The organism is Streptomyces sp. NPDC034103, from assembly GCF_055575395.1.
The window spans coordinates 427269-441672 of record NZ_JBVISS010000009.1; the positions used below are offsets into that span (position 1 = coordinate 427269).

Genomic DNA, 14404 nt, shown 5'->3' on the forward strand with positions numbered 1-14404 from the left:
GCTGCTCAGTGCGGCTGGTGTGCTCTCGCGCGTTGTTTAACTCACGAGTAACCATCGAGTGGAGATCAGACTAGAGCGCGACCGCCCCCTATGTAAGGGGCGGCGGGCTGTCACTTCCTACAGTGCGCGACGTTACGCACGCGTAGGGCCCATCGCGCTCGGACGCGACAGGCCCCTGTTCACGCGGAAGTACGCGGTTACTTCTTGCCCTTGCCCGAGCCCGCGTTCTCGTCGCTGCTCAGAACGGCGATGAAGGCCTCCTGCGGAACCTCCACAGAGCCCACCATCTTCATCCGCTTCTTGCCCTCCTTCTGCTTCTCCAGAAGCTTGCGCTTACGGGAGATGTCGCCGCCGTAGCACTTGGCGAGGACGTCCTTGCGGATGGCGCGGATGGTCTCGCGGGCGATCACCCGGGAGCCGATGGCGGCCTGGATCGGCACCTCGAAGGCCTGCCGCGGGATGAGCTCGCGCAGCTTGGCGACGAGCCGCACGCCGTACGCGTACGCGGCGTCCTTGTGGGTGATCGCCGAGAAGGCGTCCACCTTGTCGCCGTGCAGCAGGATGTCGACCTTGACCAGGCTGGAGGTCTGCTCGCCGGTGGGCTCGTAGTCCAGGGAGGCGTACCCGCGCGTCTTGGACTTCAGCTGGTCGAAGAAGTCGAAGACGATCTCCGCGAGCGGCAGGGTGTAGCGGATCTCGACGCGGTCCTCGGAGAGGTAGTCCATGCCGAGGAGGGTGCCGCGCCGGGTCTGGCACAGCTCCATGATCGCCCCGATGAACTCGGAGGGGGCGAGGATCGTCGCGCGTACGACGGGCTCGTACACCTCGTTGATCTTGCCCTCGGGGAACTCGCTCGGGTTGGTGACGACGTGCTCGCTGCCGTCCTCCATGACCACCCGGTAGACCACGTTCGGCGCGGTGGCGATCAGGTCGAGGCCGAACTCGCGCTCCAGGCGCTCGCGGATCACGTCCAGGTGGAGCAGCCCGAGGAAGCCGACGCGGAAGCCGAAGCCGAGGGCGGCGGAGGTCTCCGGCTCGTAGACCAGCGCGGCGTCGTTGAGCTGAAGCTTGTCGAGGGCCTCGCGCAGCTCCGGGTAGTCCGAGCCGTCCAGCGGGTACAGGCCGGAGAAGACCATCGGCTTGGGGTCCTTGTAGCCGCCGAGGGCCTCCGTGGCGCCCTTGGAGTGGCTGGTGACGGTGTCACCGACCTTGGACTGGCGGACGTCCTTCACCCCGGTGATGAGGTAGCCCACCTCACCGACGCCGAGGCCGTCGGCCCCGAGCATCTCCGGCGAGTTCGTGCCGATCTCCAGCAGCTCGTGGGTGGCGCCGGTCGACATCATCTTGATGCGCTCGCGCTTGCTGAGCTGGCCGTCGATGACACGGACGTACGTCACGACACCGCGGTAGGAGTCGTAGACCGAGTCGAAGATCATCGCACGGGCGGGGGCGTCCTTGACGCCGACCGGCGCCGGGACCTCGCGGACCACCCGGTCGAGCAGCGCGTCGACGCCGACACCCGTCTTGGCGGAGACCTTCAGCACGTCCTCGGGGTCGCAGCCGATGAGGTTGGCGAGCTCCTCGGAGAACTTCTCCGGCTGGGCGGCCGGCAGGTCGATCTTGTTCAGTACGGGGATGATCTTGAGGTCGTTCTCCATCGCCAGGTACAGGTTGGCGAGGGTCTGGGCCTCGATGCCCTGGGCGGCGTCGACGAGGAGGACGGTGCCCTCGCACGCGGCCAGCGACCGCGAGACCTCATAGGTGAAGTCGACGTGCCCGGGGGTGTCGATCATGTTGAGGATGTGCGTGGTGCCGGGGTCCGTGGTGGGAGCCCACGGCAGACGCACCGCCTGGGACTTGATCGTGATGCCGCGCTCGCGCTCGATGTCCATACGGTCGAGGTACTGAGCACGCATCTGCCGCTGCTCGACCACACCGGTCAGCTGGAGCATCCGGTCGGCGAGGGTGGACTTGCCGTGGTCGATGTGCGCGATGATGCAGAAGTTGCGGATCAGAGCCGGGTCGGTACGGCTCGGCGCGGGCACATTGTTAGGGGTCGCGGGCACGCAGGGTCCTGATTCTTGAGGTATCCGCAGGGTCAGCAGCGGCTCGGGTCGGATCGATACGTAGGCTCCATGGTCCCACGACGGGCGACCGGGGGCCGTTTTGGGCCGTCGGGCGAGGCCCTGGTAGCCTGGGTGGCTGTGTCTCATGCCCTCTCAGCGCGAGGCACAACCCAAGAAATCACCTGGCATGGGGCCCGCGCGGTCCTGTGCCTGAACCTGAGAAGGCTCATCAGTGGCGAACATCAAGTCCCAGATCAAGCGGATCAAGACCAACGAGAAGGCCCGGCTGCGCAACAAGGCCGTCAAGTCCTCCCTGAAGACCGCGATCCGCAAGGCCCGTGAGGCCGCTGCCGCGGGTGACGCCGAGAAGGCCACCGAGTACCAGCGCGCTGCCGCGCGTCAGCTCGACAAGGCCGTCGCCAAGGGCGTCATCCACAAGAACCAGGCTGCCAACAAGAAGTCGGCGCTCGCTTCCAAGGTCGCGTCCCTCAACGGCTGACACTTGATTTGACGCCGGACGGACCCGAGCGGGCCCTCTCTCTTCCGCTCCCGCCCGGCCCACAAGAGCCCGTACGCGGCCTGCGTTCGCCACGCGGGTACGGGCTCGACATCTTGCACCGAGGCCCCGGAGCCCGCCCTTCCCCAGGGCGGAAGCCGGGGTCTTCGGCTTTGTCGAGGTCCTTGTTGTCAGCCCGTCCGGCGTTTGAGGACGAGGCCCGTCCAGGGCCGACGGGGGTCTGGGGGCGGAGCCCTCAGGACCGGGGTCGAAGGGGCGGCGCCCCTGGGGACGGGGATGGGAACGGGAAAGGGCGGCGGGGGCGAAAACACCCCACCACCGGCCACGGCGCACCGCGAGCCGCCCACCCCGCTCCCTCTACTCCCTACCCCCGCGACCGCGCTGCCCGGGCGATGGTGACGACCGCCTTCTCCAGCGCGTACTCGGGATCGTCCCCGCCACCCTTCACCCCCGCGTCCGCCTCGGCCACCGCCCGCAACGCGACGGCGACCCCGTCCGGCGTCCACCCCCGCATCTGCTGCCGCACCCGGTCGATCTTCCACGGCGGCATGCCGAGCTCCCGCGCGAGATCCGCGGGCCGCCCACCCCGCGCTGACGACAGCTTCCCGATCGCCCGCACCCCCTGCGCCAACGCACTGGTGATCATCACCGGCGCCACCCCGGTGGCCAGCGACCACCGCAACGCCTCCAGCGCCTCCGCGGCCCGCCCCTCGACCGCCCGGTCGGCGACGGTGAAGCTCGACGCCTCGGCCCGCCCGGTGTAGTACCGCCCCACGACCTCCTCGTCGATCGTCCCCTCGACATCGGCGACCAGCTGCGACACGGCCGACGCCAGCTCCCGCAGATCGCTGCCGATGGAGTCGACGAGCGCCTGGCACGCCTCGGGCGTGGCCGACCGCCCGGTCGCCCGGAACTCCTGCCGCACGAACGCCAGCCGGTCCGCCGGCTTGGTCATCTTCGGACAGGCGACCTCCCGCGCCCCCGCCTTCCGCGCGGCGTCGAGCAGTCCCTTGCCCTTCACCCCGCCGGCGTGCAGCAGCACGAGGGTGATCTCCTCGGCGGGCGCCGAGAGATACGCCTTCACGTCCTTCACGGTGTCGGCCGACAGATCCTGCGCATCGCGTACGACCACGACCTTGCGCTCCGCGAAGAGTGACGGACTGGTCAGCTCGGCGAGCGTGCCGGGCTGCAACTGGTCCGAGGTCAGGTCCCGTACGTCCGTGTCGGCGTCGGCGGCCTTCGCGGCGGCCACCACCTCCCGCACGGCGCGGTCGAGCAGCAGGTCCTCCTGTCCCACGGCGAGCGTCACCGGGGCGAGGAGGTCGTCATGCGCAGTCTTCTTGGCCATCGCGTACAGCATGGCACGGGCCACTGACACGACGACCGGTACGGCCACGCACACCCGCCGGCTCCCGCCGCCCTCTCCGTCCCCGGCACCCTGGCGTCCCCGGCACTCTCGGCACCCCGGCGTCCCCGGCGCCCCCGGCGCCCCCGGCACCCTGGCGTCCCCGGCACCCCCGTCGCCCCGGCGTCCCGGCGTCCCGGCGTCCCGGCGTCCCGGCGTCCCGGCGTCCCGGCGTCCCGGCGTCCCGGCGTCCCGGCGTCCCGGCGTCCCGGCGGAGCGTCACGGTTCCTCCCGCCACCCCTCCCACTGCCCGGCGAACTCGTCCAGCTCCCCCGGATCCAGCCGCCCCTCCTCGTCCCGCAGCACGACGAGCCACTGCGCGTCCTCGGCGTCGTCCTCCCCCGCCAGCGCGTCCCGCACGATCCGCGGCTCCTCAGCCACCCCGAACCGCTCCCCGAGCGCCTCCACCACCGCTTCCGCGGCATCCCGGTCGGGCAGCACCAGCACATGTCTCACATCGCTCACAGCCCCATTCTCCGGCACGCCGGACAGCCCCCCGAGGAGGCGCCGAACCCCGGGACACGGAGCCGGACGGGCGCTGCACCCCGACCGGCACCGAACCGCCGCCACAGGACGCGTCCTACGCTCCCGGCCCCTCCCGTCACCGACAGCGCCCCGAATCCACCCACCCGACAGCAACCCTCCCCTCCCCTCCCCGCCCCGCCATCCCCAAGCCGACCCCGCTCACCCCTCCTCGTCGGCCCCCCGGCCCCCACCCCCGCCCCGCACCACCGGCACCCGTTCCAGTTCGATCCCGAACCGCTCCCGGTACACCCCGAGCACCTCCTCGTCGGTCCCCAACTCCCGTACCTCGCGCGTTCCGTCAGCCGCCGTCGCCGTGAAGGTCCGGCCGCTGAGCGTGATCCGGCCTCCCTCCTCCGTGACCAGCGAGCACACCAGTGAGCGGGTGAAGTGCGAGGCCGGTGAGGTGGTGTGCCACCAGGCGCCGGCCACGAAGTCGCCGAGCACCCGGGGCCGCACCTCCAGCCGGTACTGGGGCCGGCCGTCCCTGAGGACGTCCAGGTCGGCCGCCTCCGCCGCCGTGTGCCCACCCCGCACCCCGGCCGCGTCCGCCCCGGCCTCGACGACCCGGAACGTGCCGCCGGGATCCACCTGCTCGCCCCGCGCCCCGATGGCCAGGGGATGGTGACTGTGCGCCCCGAAGCCGACGTCGGCCAGCCAGTCGCCGCCGTCCACCGTCCGCACCCGCAGGGCGAGATGGTCGTACGGGACGCCGAGCCGCCCCTCCTCCCCGTACACCCGGGCCGCGAGCAGCGTCACCTCGAAGCCCAGCGCGGCGAGCAACGCCCCGAAGAAGCCGTTGAGTTCGTAGCAGAACCCGCCCCTTCGCGCCCCCACCACCTTGTCCAGCAACCGCTCCTCCTCCAGCACGATCTCCTCGCCGAGATGGATCGACAGGTTCTCGAAGGGGACGGTCCGCAGGTGGCGCAGGTGCAGTTCGCGCAGGACGTCCACGGTGGGCCACGCCGGGTGCTCGACACCGAGGCGGCGGAGACAGGCATCAACCTGTGCGGAATTCATGCCGTCAGTCTCCTGCCACCCGCAACCCCGGGCCCGTCCCCACCACCGCCAGCGCGCCGTCCTCGTCGGTCCGCAGCACCCTCGCGCCCAGCGCCCGCAGCGCCGCGACCGTGCCGGGCGCCGGATGCCCGTAGGTGTTGTCCCGGCCCACCGAGATCAACGCCAAGCGCGGAGCCACCCGCCGTATGAGGTCCGGGTCCTGGTACGCCGAGCCGTGGTGGGCGACCTTGAGCACATCCACGCCGCCCAGCAGCGCACCCGCCGGTGATCTCGACAGCGCCCGCTGCGCCGGGGGTTCGAGATCGCCGAGCAACAGCAACCGCAGCCCGCCCGACCGCACCAGCAAGGTGACGCTCGCGTCGTTCGGGCCTTCGGGTTCCGGTCCCGGTACGGGAAAGGCCCCGCTCCGGCTCGGCTGCTGCGGCGGCGGCCACACCACCTCCCAGGACAGCGGCCCGGTGCGCCGCCTCTCCCCCGCCACGGCACGGGTGACCGGAACACGATGCCGCGCCGCCTGCCGCCGTACGAACTCCACCTGGTCCGCCGGTTCCTCGAACCCGGTCGTCTCGATCTCCGCCACGCTCCGCCCACGCAGCACCCCGGGCAGGCCCGCCACGTGGTCGGCGTGGAAGTGGGTGAGGACGACCAGCGGAACCCTGGTGATGCCCAGGGTGCGCAGACACCGGTCGACGAGCGTCGGATCGGGCCCCGCGTCCACCACCACGCCGGTACCGTCGCCCGCCGCGAGCACGGTCGCGTCGCCCTGTCCCACGTCGCACATCGCGAACCGCCAACCGGGCGGCGGCCATCCCGTGACCACTCTGGCCAGCGGCGGCGGCTGCACCACCACCAGCAGGAGCAGCGCCCCGCAGACCCCGCACCACCAGGGGTGCCGCAGCAGGCGCCGACCGGCCGTCACCCCGACCACCGTCGTCAGGGCGAGCAGTGCCGCCCCGGTCCAGCTGCCGGGCCAGTCCACCCCGGCGCCGGGCAGCGCGGCTCCGGTACGGGCGACGTCCGCGATCCAATCGGCGGGCCAACTCGCGCACCACGCCAGCGACTTGGCCACCGGCATCGCCAGGGGCGCGGTCGCCAGCGCGGCGAACCCCAGCACCGTGGCCGGCGCCACCGCGAACTCCACCAGCAGATTGCACGGCACCGCCACCAGGCTCACCCGCGCCGACAGCACCGCGACGACCGGCGCACACAGGGCCTGCGCGGCACCCGCGGCGGCCAACGCCTCGGCCAGCCGCGGTGGCACCCGGCGCCGTCGCAGGGCCGCGCTCCACCGGGGCGCCAGCGTGAGCAGCGCCCCGGTGGCCAGGACGGACAGTAGGAAGCCGTAACTCCGGGCGAGCCAGGGGTCGTAGAGCACCAGCAGCAGGACGGCCGTCGCCAGCGCCGGGATCAGGGACCTGCGACGCCCGGTCGCCAGGGCGAGCAGGACGACCGTTCCACAGGCCGCGGCCCGCAGCACACTCGGGTCCGGCCGGCACACGACGACGAAGGCGAGGGTGAGCGCACCGCCGAGCAGTGCCGTCGTGCGCAGGGGGATGCCGAGCCTGGGCGCCAGCCCTCTTCGCTCGACACGCTGGGCCAGTCCGGGCGGCCCGATGAGCAGGGCCAGGATGATCGTGAGGTTGCTCCCGGACACGGCGAGCGTGTGCGCGAGGTCGGTCTCCTTGAACGCCTCGTCCAACTCCGCGGTGATCCGCGAGGTGTCCCCGACGACCAGTCCCGGCAGCAACGCCCGCGCGTCGCCCGGGAGTTCGTCGGTGGCATCCCGCAGTCCGGCCCGCAACCGTCCGGCGAACCGCTGTGCCCCCGAGGGCCCCGCGACGATCTCCGGCGCCCCCTTCCCCCACACCCGCACCACGGCCGCGATCCGGTCCCCACCCACCATCACCGGCGCCAACCGCGCGCTCACCCGAACCCGCGTGGAGGGCAACAGCCGCAGCCAGGACGACGAGGTGGACCCATCCGAAGCGACGTTCCCCCCGGTCTCCTCCCCGGCGCCCTCGCCACCCCTCCCCCCGATCCCGTCCCCGGCATTCGCCGCCGTCCCCTCACCACCCCCCGCCCCGGCGCTCGCTCCCCTCCCCTCCCGGGCATCCACCCCGGCCCCCGCGTCCACCATGACCAGCACAGGCGCCCGCGTGTCCACCGACGTCCCGTCAGCCTTCCGGACCCGCCGCACCTCCCCCTTGATCAGCACGGAGACCGGGGCCGGCCGGTCCCCCGTCACGCGCGGCCGGGTCAGCCGGGGGTCGGAGGTGACCTCGATCTCGGCGGTCACCGTCGCGTACGCGCACGCCAGCCCCGGCACCGGCCCGCGTCGCAGATCCGCTCCGTGCAACCCGGCCGAGGCGGCGGCCGCGGCGACACAGAGCAGCACGGCGGCCACCGCGACCCGCGGCCCCGCGCCGCGCCGCGTCACCAGGAGCCCGCCAGCCACCACCAGGCAGGCGACGACGACACCGGCGGTCCACTCGGGCGCCGCGTCCAGCGTCAGCGCCGCCGTCGCCCAGGCGGCGAGCGCGGGCGGGACCAGCCGTAGGTCGGTGGGCCCCTCCTGACGGGGGTGGGCCGCGCCGAGCCGGGTGCCGGAGGCGGCGTGCACGGTTCGGCGGGGCCGGGACACCGCCGGACGAACCTCGGGTACGTGGCTCATGGCCGTACGAGATTCCGCAGATCGGCGAAGCGGCGTTCGCCGATGCCGTTGACCTCGCGCAGTTCGTCCACCGAGCGGAAGCCGCCGTGCTGGGTGCGGTAGTCGACGATGTGCTGGGCGAGAACCGGACCGACCCCCGGCAGCGTGTCCAACTGGTCCACGGTGGCCGTGTTGAGCGAGACCGGCGCCACGGGCCCCGCTCCCGGCACCGCACCGACCGCACCGGCCGGACCACCGGCCGCCGTACCACCCGAGCCGGCGCCGACACCGGGCGCTGCCCCGGGAGCACCGACGACGACCTGCTCACCGTCCACGAGGAAGCGGGCACGGTTGAGCCCCGTGGTGTCCGCGCCCGGCCGCACCCCACCGGCCGCCCGGAGCGCGTCGGCGACCCGCGAGCCCGTGGGGAGGCGATGGACGCCGGGTTCGCGGACCTTCCCGCTGACGTCCACCACGATCTCGGCCGAGGGTGTGCCCGCGGTGCTCGGCGCACCCGGGCCGGACCCGGCCTCGGCACCCCGCTCCGCGTAGGGCGCCGCCACCACCTCGGGCGCCCGCACGGTCTGCGCCCGCCCGGTCCAGAAGTGCTGCACGGCGAAACCGGCGGCCACGACGAGCAGCACCGCGAGCGCGACCACGCTCCGCCGCTCCAGCCCACACCTTGTCTGCACCCACACCGGCAGCCGCTCCCGCAGAGCCATCCCGGCCCGCACCCGCCACTCCCCAGCCCCGACCCCGACCCCGGCGTCAGCCCCAGCCCCAGCCCCAGCCCCAGCCCCAACCCCAGCGCCCGAACGACCGTCGGCCCAGACCTCCGGCACGCCCTCGGCAGCCACCCCGCCCCGCACACCCTCGGCAGCCCCCCCGACCCGCGCGCCCACCAGCGCCCCGGCCCCCGCGTCAACTACCCCGAAGCCGGCATCCGGCGCCCGCACACCGCCCGCAACCGCACCCGAGTCCACGGCGGGGCCCGCACCCGCGTCCGAGTCCACCCCCGAGTCCCCGCTCGCGCCCCGCTCCCCCACGCGATCGGCGAACATCGCCTCCGCCCGCCGCCGAAGCTCCTCGGCCGACGCATGCCGATGCCGGACCCGTGACCGGCGCCGGTGGCGGGCACGGACGTCGGAGGCGGGCCCACGGCCCGGCCCACTGGTCAAAGTCGCTGTACGTGAACGTGATCGAAGTGCCATGCGACGAGGATCGGCCACCCCGCGCTCACGCGATGATCTTGCTCAATTCCCGGGGACGGCAGCCCACTTGTGGATAACTCGGCCACTCACACGAGTGAAGCCGAGACCCCTCCACCGCGACCTCTCCCACCGCGCCCTCTCAGCGCGGCGACACAACCGTCCCCAACAACCCCGGCCCCGTATGCGCCCCGATCACCGCACCGACCTCGCTGACATGCAGATCCACCAGCCCCGGCACCCGCACCCGCAGCCGCTCCGCGAGGGCCGCGGCCCGGTCGGGAGCGGCGAGATGGTGAACGGCGATGTCGACCGGCGCGCTGCCCGCCCGGTCGGCCACGATCTCCTCGAGGCGGGCGATGGCCTTGGACGCCGTGCGCACCTTCTCCAGGGGCACGATCCGGCCGCCCTCCAGCTGGAGCAGCGGCTTGACCGCCAGCGCCGAGCCGAGCAGGGCCTGCGCGGCACCGATCCGGCCGCCGCGGCGCAGATAGTCGAGGGTGTCGACGTAGAAGTAGGCCGCGGTCCCCGCGGCCCGCTTCTCCGCCGCGGTGACCGCCTCGTCCACCGTGCCGCCGGACTCCGCGGCCTCCGCCGCCGAGAGCGCGCAGAAGCCGAGCGCCATCGCGATCATCCCGGTGTCCACGACCCGCACCGGCACCGGCGCCTCGCGCGCCGCGAGGACCGCCGCGTCGTAGGTGCCGGAGAGCTCGGCGGACAGATGCAGCGAGACGATGCCGGTGACGCCGGTCTCGGCGATCTCGCGGTAGGTCTCGGCGAACTGCTGGGGGCTGGGGCGCGAGGTGGTGACGGAGCGCCGCTTCTGGAGCGCCTGGGCCAGGGAACGGGTCGAGATCTCGGTGCCCTCTTCGAGTGCCTGGTCGCCGAGGACGACGGTCAGGGGCACCGCGGTGATGCCGTGGCGCTCCATCGTCCGCTGCGGCAGGTAGGCCGTTGAATCGGTGACGATCGCGACATGGCGGGACATGAGCTGGAGGTTACCTGCCGTAGCGGGGGCGCGGCAGCCCGACCCCTGTCACCTGGAACAGCCTTGACCGGATCAAGTGGTGCTCTCGGGACGGGGTTTCTTCTGCCAGGGGTAGGCGGGCCGCTGTCCCGGCGGGGTGATGGCGGGCCGGGTCGGTTCCTCGGCGGTGGATGACCTCGGCGTCTGCGGCCAGGTCTGCTGACCGCTCGCGTCGTCGGCGACCGTCGGTGCCTCCGGCCACGGCGGCGCCGCCTGGGCGGCCGATCCGGGCGGCCCCGCCGGTCCGTTCGACGCGGTCGGTTCTGTCGTCCAGTGCCGCAGGGCGCCGGCCTCCATGTCGATCTGGGTGCTCAGCGAGTCCAGATCGTCGTCGGCGAAACGGCGAGCGCGGTCCCGGGCCGCCCAGCGCAGGGAGTCCGCGGAGTGGGTGATCTGCTCGGTGCGCTCGCGCAGTCCGGGCAGCCGCTCGGCGAGGGTGGTCCGGTCCGGCTCGGACTCCAGCCGCCTGAGTTCACCGTCCAGTTCGTGTCCGTGCGCGCTGAGCCGCTGGAAGAGGGCGAGGGACTCCTTGAGGGACTCGTCCTCGGCCACGCCCGCGTGCAGCGCGTCCTGGGTGGCGCGCATGGAGGTGCGCAGCTTCAGCCGGAGTTGGGCCAGTTCGCCCCCCGGGCCCGGCTGGGCGAAGGACTTGGCGCGCAGGGTGTGGTCCTCGACCGTGCGGCGGGCCTGGGTCAGGGTGCGGTCCACGCCCCGCTTGGCGGCGCCGACCGCCTTCACCGTGGCGTAGGCGCCGAGCACGAGGAAGAGCACGAAAAGCAGCGCGACCACCGTCATCCATGCCTCCACAACGCTCCTCCTCGGACCAGGCGCGACGTTCCGCGCCGCTCTCCCACGGTAAACGCTACGGGCAGGCCCGGAGTTCCAGGAGAACCCCGACCCTGCCCGCACCGAACCCTTAGGGGACCACCACCGGCAGGCGACAGCCGTCGCGCGTCACACGCTCGTGCGTCACACCCTCGTACGTCACACCCTCGTGCGTCCGCGTCACGCCGTCGTGCGTCACACCCTCGTGCGTCCGCGTCACGCCCGCGTAGGTCACACACCCCCGCGCGCCACGCGCCAGCCCATCACGCGCCAGCCCGTCACGCCGGAACGATGTTCACCAGCTTCGGCGCCCGCACGATCACCTTGCGGATGCCCGCGCCCTCGAGCGCCGCCACGACCTTGTCGTCGGCCAGCGCGACCTTCTCCAGCTCCTCGTCGGAGATGGCCGGCGAGACCTCCAGGCGGGCCTTGACCTTGCCCTTGATCTGCACCACGCAGGTCACGGTCTCGTCGACGACGTACGCCGGGTCGGCGAGGGGGAAGTCCTGGTGGACGACCGACTCCGCGTGCCCCAGCCTGCGCCACAGCTCCTCGGCGATGTGCGGGGCCAGCGGGGCGACCAGCAGGACCAGCGCCTCGGCGACGGAACGCGGGACCGCGCCGCCCGCCTTGGTCAGGTGGTTGTTCAGCTCGGTGACCTTGGCGATGGCGGTGTTGAACCGCATGCCCTCCAGGTCCTGGCGCACCCCGTCGATCGCCTTGTGCAGGGCGCGCAGCGTGTTCTCGTCGGGCTCGGTGTCGACGACGGTCACCTGGCCGGTGGCCTCGTCGACGATGTTGCGCCACAGCCGCTGCAGCAGGCGGTACTGGCCGACCACCGCGCGCGTGTCCCACGGCCGGGAGACGTCCAGCGGACCCATGGCCATCTCGTACAGGCGCAGGGTGTCGGCGCCGTACTCCTCGCAGATGGACTCCGGGGTGACCGCGTTCTTCAGGGACTTGCCCATCTTGCCCAGCAGCCTGGAGACCTTCTCGCCCTGGTGGAAGAAGGCGCCGTCGCGCTCCTCCACCTGCTCGGCCGGCACCGGGAAGCCACGGCTGTCGCGGTAGACGAAGGCCTGGATCATGCCCTGGTTGAACAGCCTGTGGAACGGCTCCGCGGAGGAGACGTGCCCCAGGTCGAACAGCACCTTGGACCAGAAGCGGGCGTACAGCAGGTGCAGCACCGCGTGCTCGGCGCCGCCCACGTACAGGTCGACACCGCCGAGCGGCTGGCCCTCGCGCGGGCCCATCCAGTACTGCTCGATCTCGGGGTCGACCAGCTTCTCGCTGTTGTGCGGGTCCAGGTAGCGCAGTTCGTACCAGCAGGAACCGGCCCAGTTGGGCATGGTGTTGGTCTCACGCCGGTACTTCTTCGGCCCGTCGCCCAGGTCCAGGGTGACGTTGACCCAGTCCTCGTTGCGGGACAGCGGGGTCTCCGGGGAGGTGTCCGCGTCGTCCGGGTCGAAGGTGCGGGGCGAGTAGTCCTCGACCTCGGGCAGCTCCAGCGGCAGCATCGACTCGGGCAGCGAGTGGGCGATGCCGTCCTCGTCGTAGACGATCGGGAAGGGCTCGCCCCAGTAACGCTGCCGGCTGAACAGCCAGTCGCGCAGCCGGAAGTTGACGGTGCCCTCGCCGACGCCGGTCCGCTCCAGCCACTCGGTGATGCGCGCCTTGGCCTCGGCGACGCCCAGGCCGTCCAGCGAGACGCCCTCCCGCGCGGAGTTGACGATCGTGGCGTCGTAGGAGACGAAGGCGTCGTCCCACGTGGCGGTGTCCGTGCCGCGGCCGTCGGTCGGCTCGACGACGCAGCGGATCGGCAGCTCGAAGGCGCGCGCGAACGCGAAGTCGCGGTTGTCGTGGGCCGGGACGGCCATGATCGCGCCGGTGCCGTAGCCCATCAGGACGTAGTCGGCGATGAAGACGGGGATCTGCTCGCCGTTGACCGGGTTGGTGGCGTACGAGCCGATGAAGACGCCGGTCTTGTCCTTGGCGTCGGCCTGGCGCTCGACGTCCGACTTGGAGGCGGCCTGCGCGCGGTAGGCGGCGACGGCCTCGGTGGGGGTCGCGTGAGCGCCGGTCCAGACGTCGTGGGTGCCCTCGGGCCAGGCGGCCGGCGTGAGCTTCTCGACCAGCGGGTGCTCGGGCGCCAGCACCATGTACGTCGCGCCGAACAGGGTGTCGGGGCGGGTGGTGAAGACGGTGATGTGCTCGCCGTCGACGGGGAAGTCGACGCGGGCGCCCTCGGAGCGGCCGATCCAGTTGCGCTGCTGGAGCTTGATGGCCTCGGGCCAGTCCAGCGCGTCCAGGTCGTCCAGCAGCCGGTCGGCGTAGGCGGTGATCCGCATGTTCCACTGGCGCAGCTTGGCCTTGAAGACGGGGAAGTTGCCGCGCTCGGAGCGGCCGTCGGCGGTGACCTCCTCGTTGGCCAGCACGGTGCCCAGGCCGGGGCACCAGTTGACGGGCGCGTCCGAGGCGTACGCCAGGCGGTACTCGCCCAGGACGTCGGCGCGCTCGGCGGCGGTCAGCGCGGACCAGGAACGGCCGCCGGGTACCGCGCGCTCACCGGACTCGAACGCGGCGACCAGCTCGGAGATCGGGCGGGCCTTCCTCGCCTCGTCGTCGTACCAGGAGTTGAAGATCTGCAGGAAGATCCACTGGGTCCACTTGTAGTACTCCGGGTCGATCGTGGCGAACGACCGGCGCTTGTCGTGGCCCAGGCCCAGCCGGCGCAGCTGGGACTTCATGTTGTTGATGGCGGCCTCGGTGGTGACCCGGGGGTGCTCGCCGGTCTGCACGGCGTGCTGCTCGGCGGGCAGGCCGAAGGCGTCGAAGCCCAGGGTGTGCAGGACGTTGTGGCCGGTCATGCGCTGGAACCGGGCGAAGACGTCGGTCGCGATGTACCCCAGCGGGTGGCCGACGTGCAGGCCCGCACCGGAGGGGTACGGGAACATGTCCATGATGAACTTCTTGGGCTTGGCGACCAGCTCCGCGTCGCCCGCCAGGTCACCCTTGGGGTTCGGTGCGGCGTACGTACCCTCGGCGTCCCAGAAGTCCTGCCAGCGCGCCTCGATCTCGGCCGCGACGGCGGCCGTGTAGCGGTGCGGCGCGGCCACCTCGGCAGCAGCGGCGGGGTTCGTCTCGCTCATGATCCTCAAGCTCCA

10 protein-coding genes are annotated in these 14404 nt (G+C 72.4%); 1 reads left to right on the plus strand and 9 read right to left on the minus strand.

Annotation, left to right across the window (positions count from 1 at the left end; translation table 11 throughout):
- Positions 1 to 197: 197 nt before the first annotated feature.
- Positions 198 to 2066 (minus strand): translation elongation factor 4, encoded by a 1869-nt coding sequence (gene lepA, locus ACZ56U_RS22635; RefSeq protein WP_469085800.1) that lies wholly within the window; start codon positions 2064 to 2066, stop codon positions 198 to 200.
- Positions 2067 to 2298: 232 nt separating this feature from the next.
- Between lepA and rpsT the strand changes: the two genes are divergently transcribed.
- Positions 2299 to 2565 carry a 30S ribosomal protein S20 gene (gene rpsT, locus ACZ56U_RS22640; RefSeq protein WP_469085801.1) on the plus strand — a complete coding sequence of 89 codons (267 nt, stop codon included), beginning with the start codon at positions 2299 to 2301 and terminating at the stop codon, positions 2563 to 2565.
- Between the two features lie 382 nt (positions 2566 to 2947).
- Here rpsT and holA read toward each other — a convergent pair whose 3' ends face one another.
- From holA to leuS, 8 genes are all read right to left on the minus strand, one after another.
- On the minus strand, positions 2948 to 3931 hold the full coding sequence (holA, locus tag ACZ56U_RS22645) for a DNA polymerase III subunit delta (protein ID WP_469085802.1): 984 nt from the start codon (positions 3929 to 3931) through the stop codon (positions 2948 to 2950).
- Positions 3932 to 4207: 276 nt separating this feature from the next.
- A complete protein-coding gene (locus tag ACZ56U_RS22650) occupies positions 4208 to 4453 on the minus strand; it encodes a hypothetical protein (RefSeq protein ID WP_469085803.1) in 246 nt (81 codons plus the stop codon).
- 219 nt (positions 4454 to 4672) lie between these two features.
- Entirely contained in the window at positions 4673 to 5530 is an 858-nt protein-coding gene (locus ACZ56U_RS22655; protein ID WP_469085804.1) for an arylamine N-acetyltransferase family protein, read from the minus strand.
- A gap of 4 nt (positions 5531 to 5534) precedes the next feature.
- A complete protein-coding gene (locus ACZ56U_RS22660; RefSeq protein WP_469085805.1) occupies positions 5535 to 8201 on the minus strand; it encodes a ComEC/Rec2 family competence protein in 2667 nt (888 codons plus the stop codon).
- The gene (locus tag ACZ56U_RS22665) at positions 8198 to 9391 is read right to left on the minus strand and encodes a ComEA family DNA-binding protein (protein WP_469085806.1); all 1194 of its coding nucleotides are present in this window, start codon (positions 9389 to 9391) and stop codon (positions 8198 to 8200) included. Before ACZ56U_RS22665 ends, ACZ56U_RS22660 begins: the two co-directional genes overlap by 4 nt.
- Positions 9392 to 9530: 139 nt before the next feature.
- Positions 9531 to 10376, minus strand: coding sequence for a DegV family protein (locus ACZ56U_RS22670; protein ID WP_469085807.1), 846 nt, complete (start codon positions 10374 to 10376; stop codon positions 9531 to 9533).
- Positions 10377 to 10448: 72 nt separating this feature from the next.
- Positions 10449 to 11210 (minus strand): hypothetical protein, encoded by a 762-nt coding sequence (locus tag ACZ56U_RS22675; protein ID WP_469085808.1) that lies wholly within the window; start codon positions 11208 to 11210, stop codon positions 10449 to 10451.
- Between the two features lie 308 nt (positions 11211 to 11518).
- A complete protein-coding gene (gene leuS / locus ACZ56U_RS22680) occupies positions 11519 to 14389 on the minus strand; it encodes a leucine--tRNA ligase (RefSeq protein WP_469085809.1) in 2871 nt (956 codons plus the stop codon).
- Positions 14390 to 14404 lie beyond the last annotated feature (15 nt).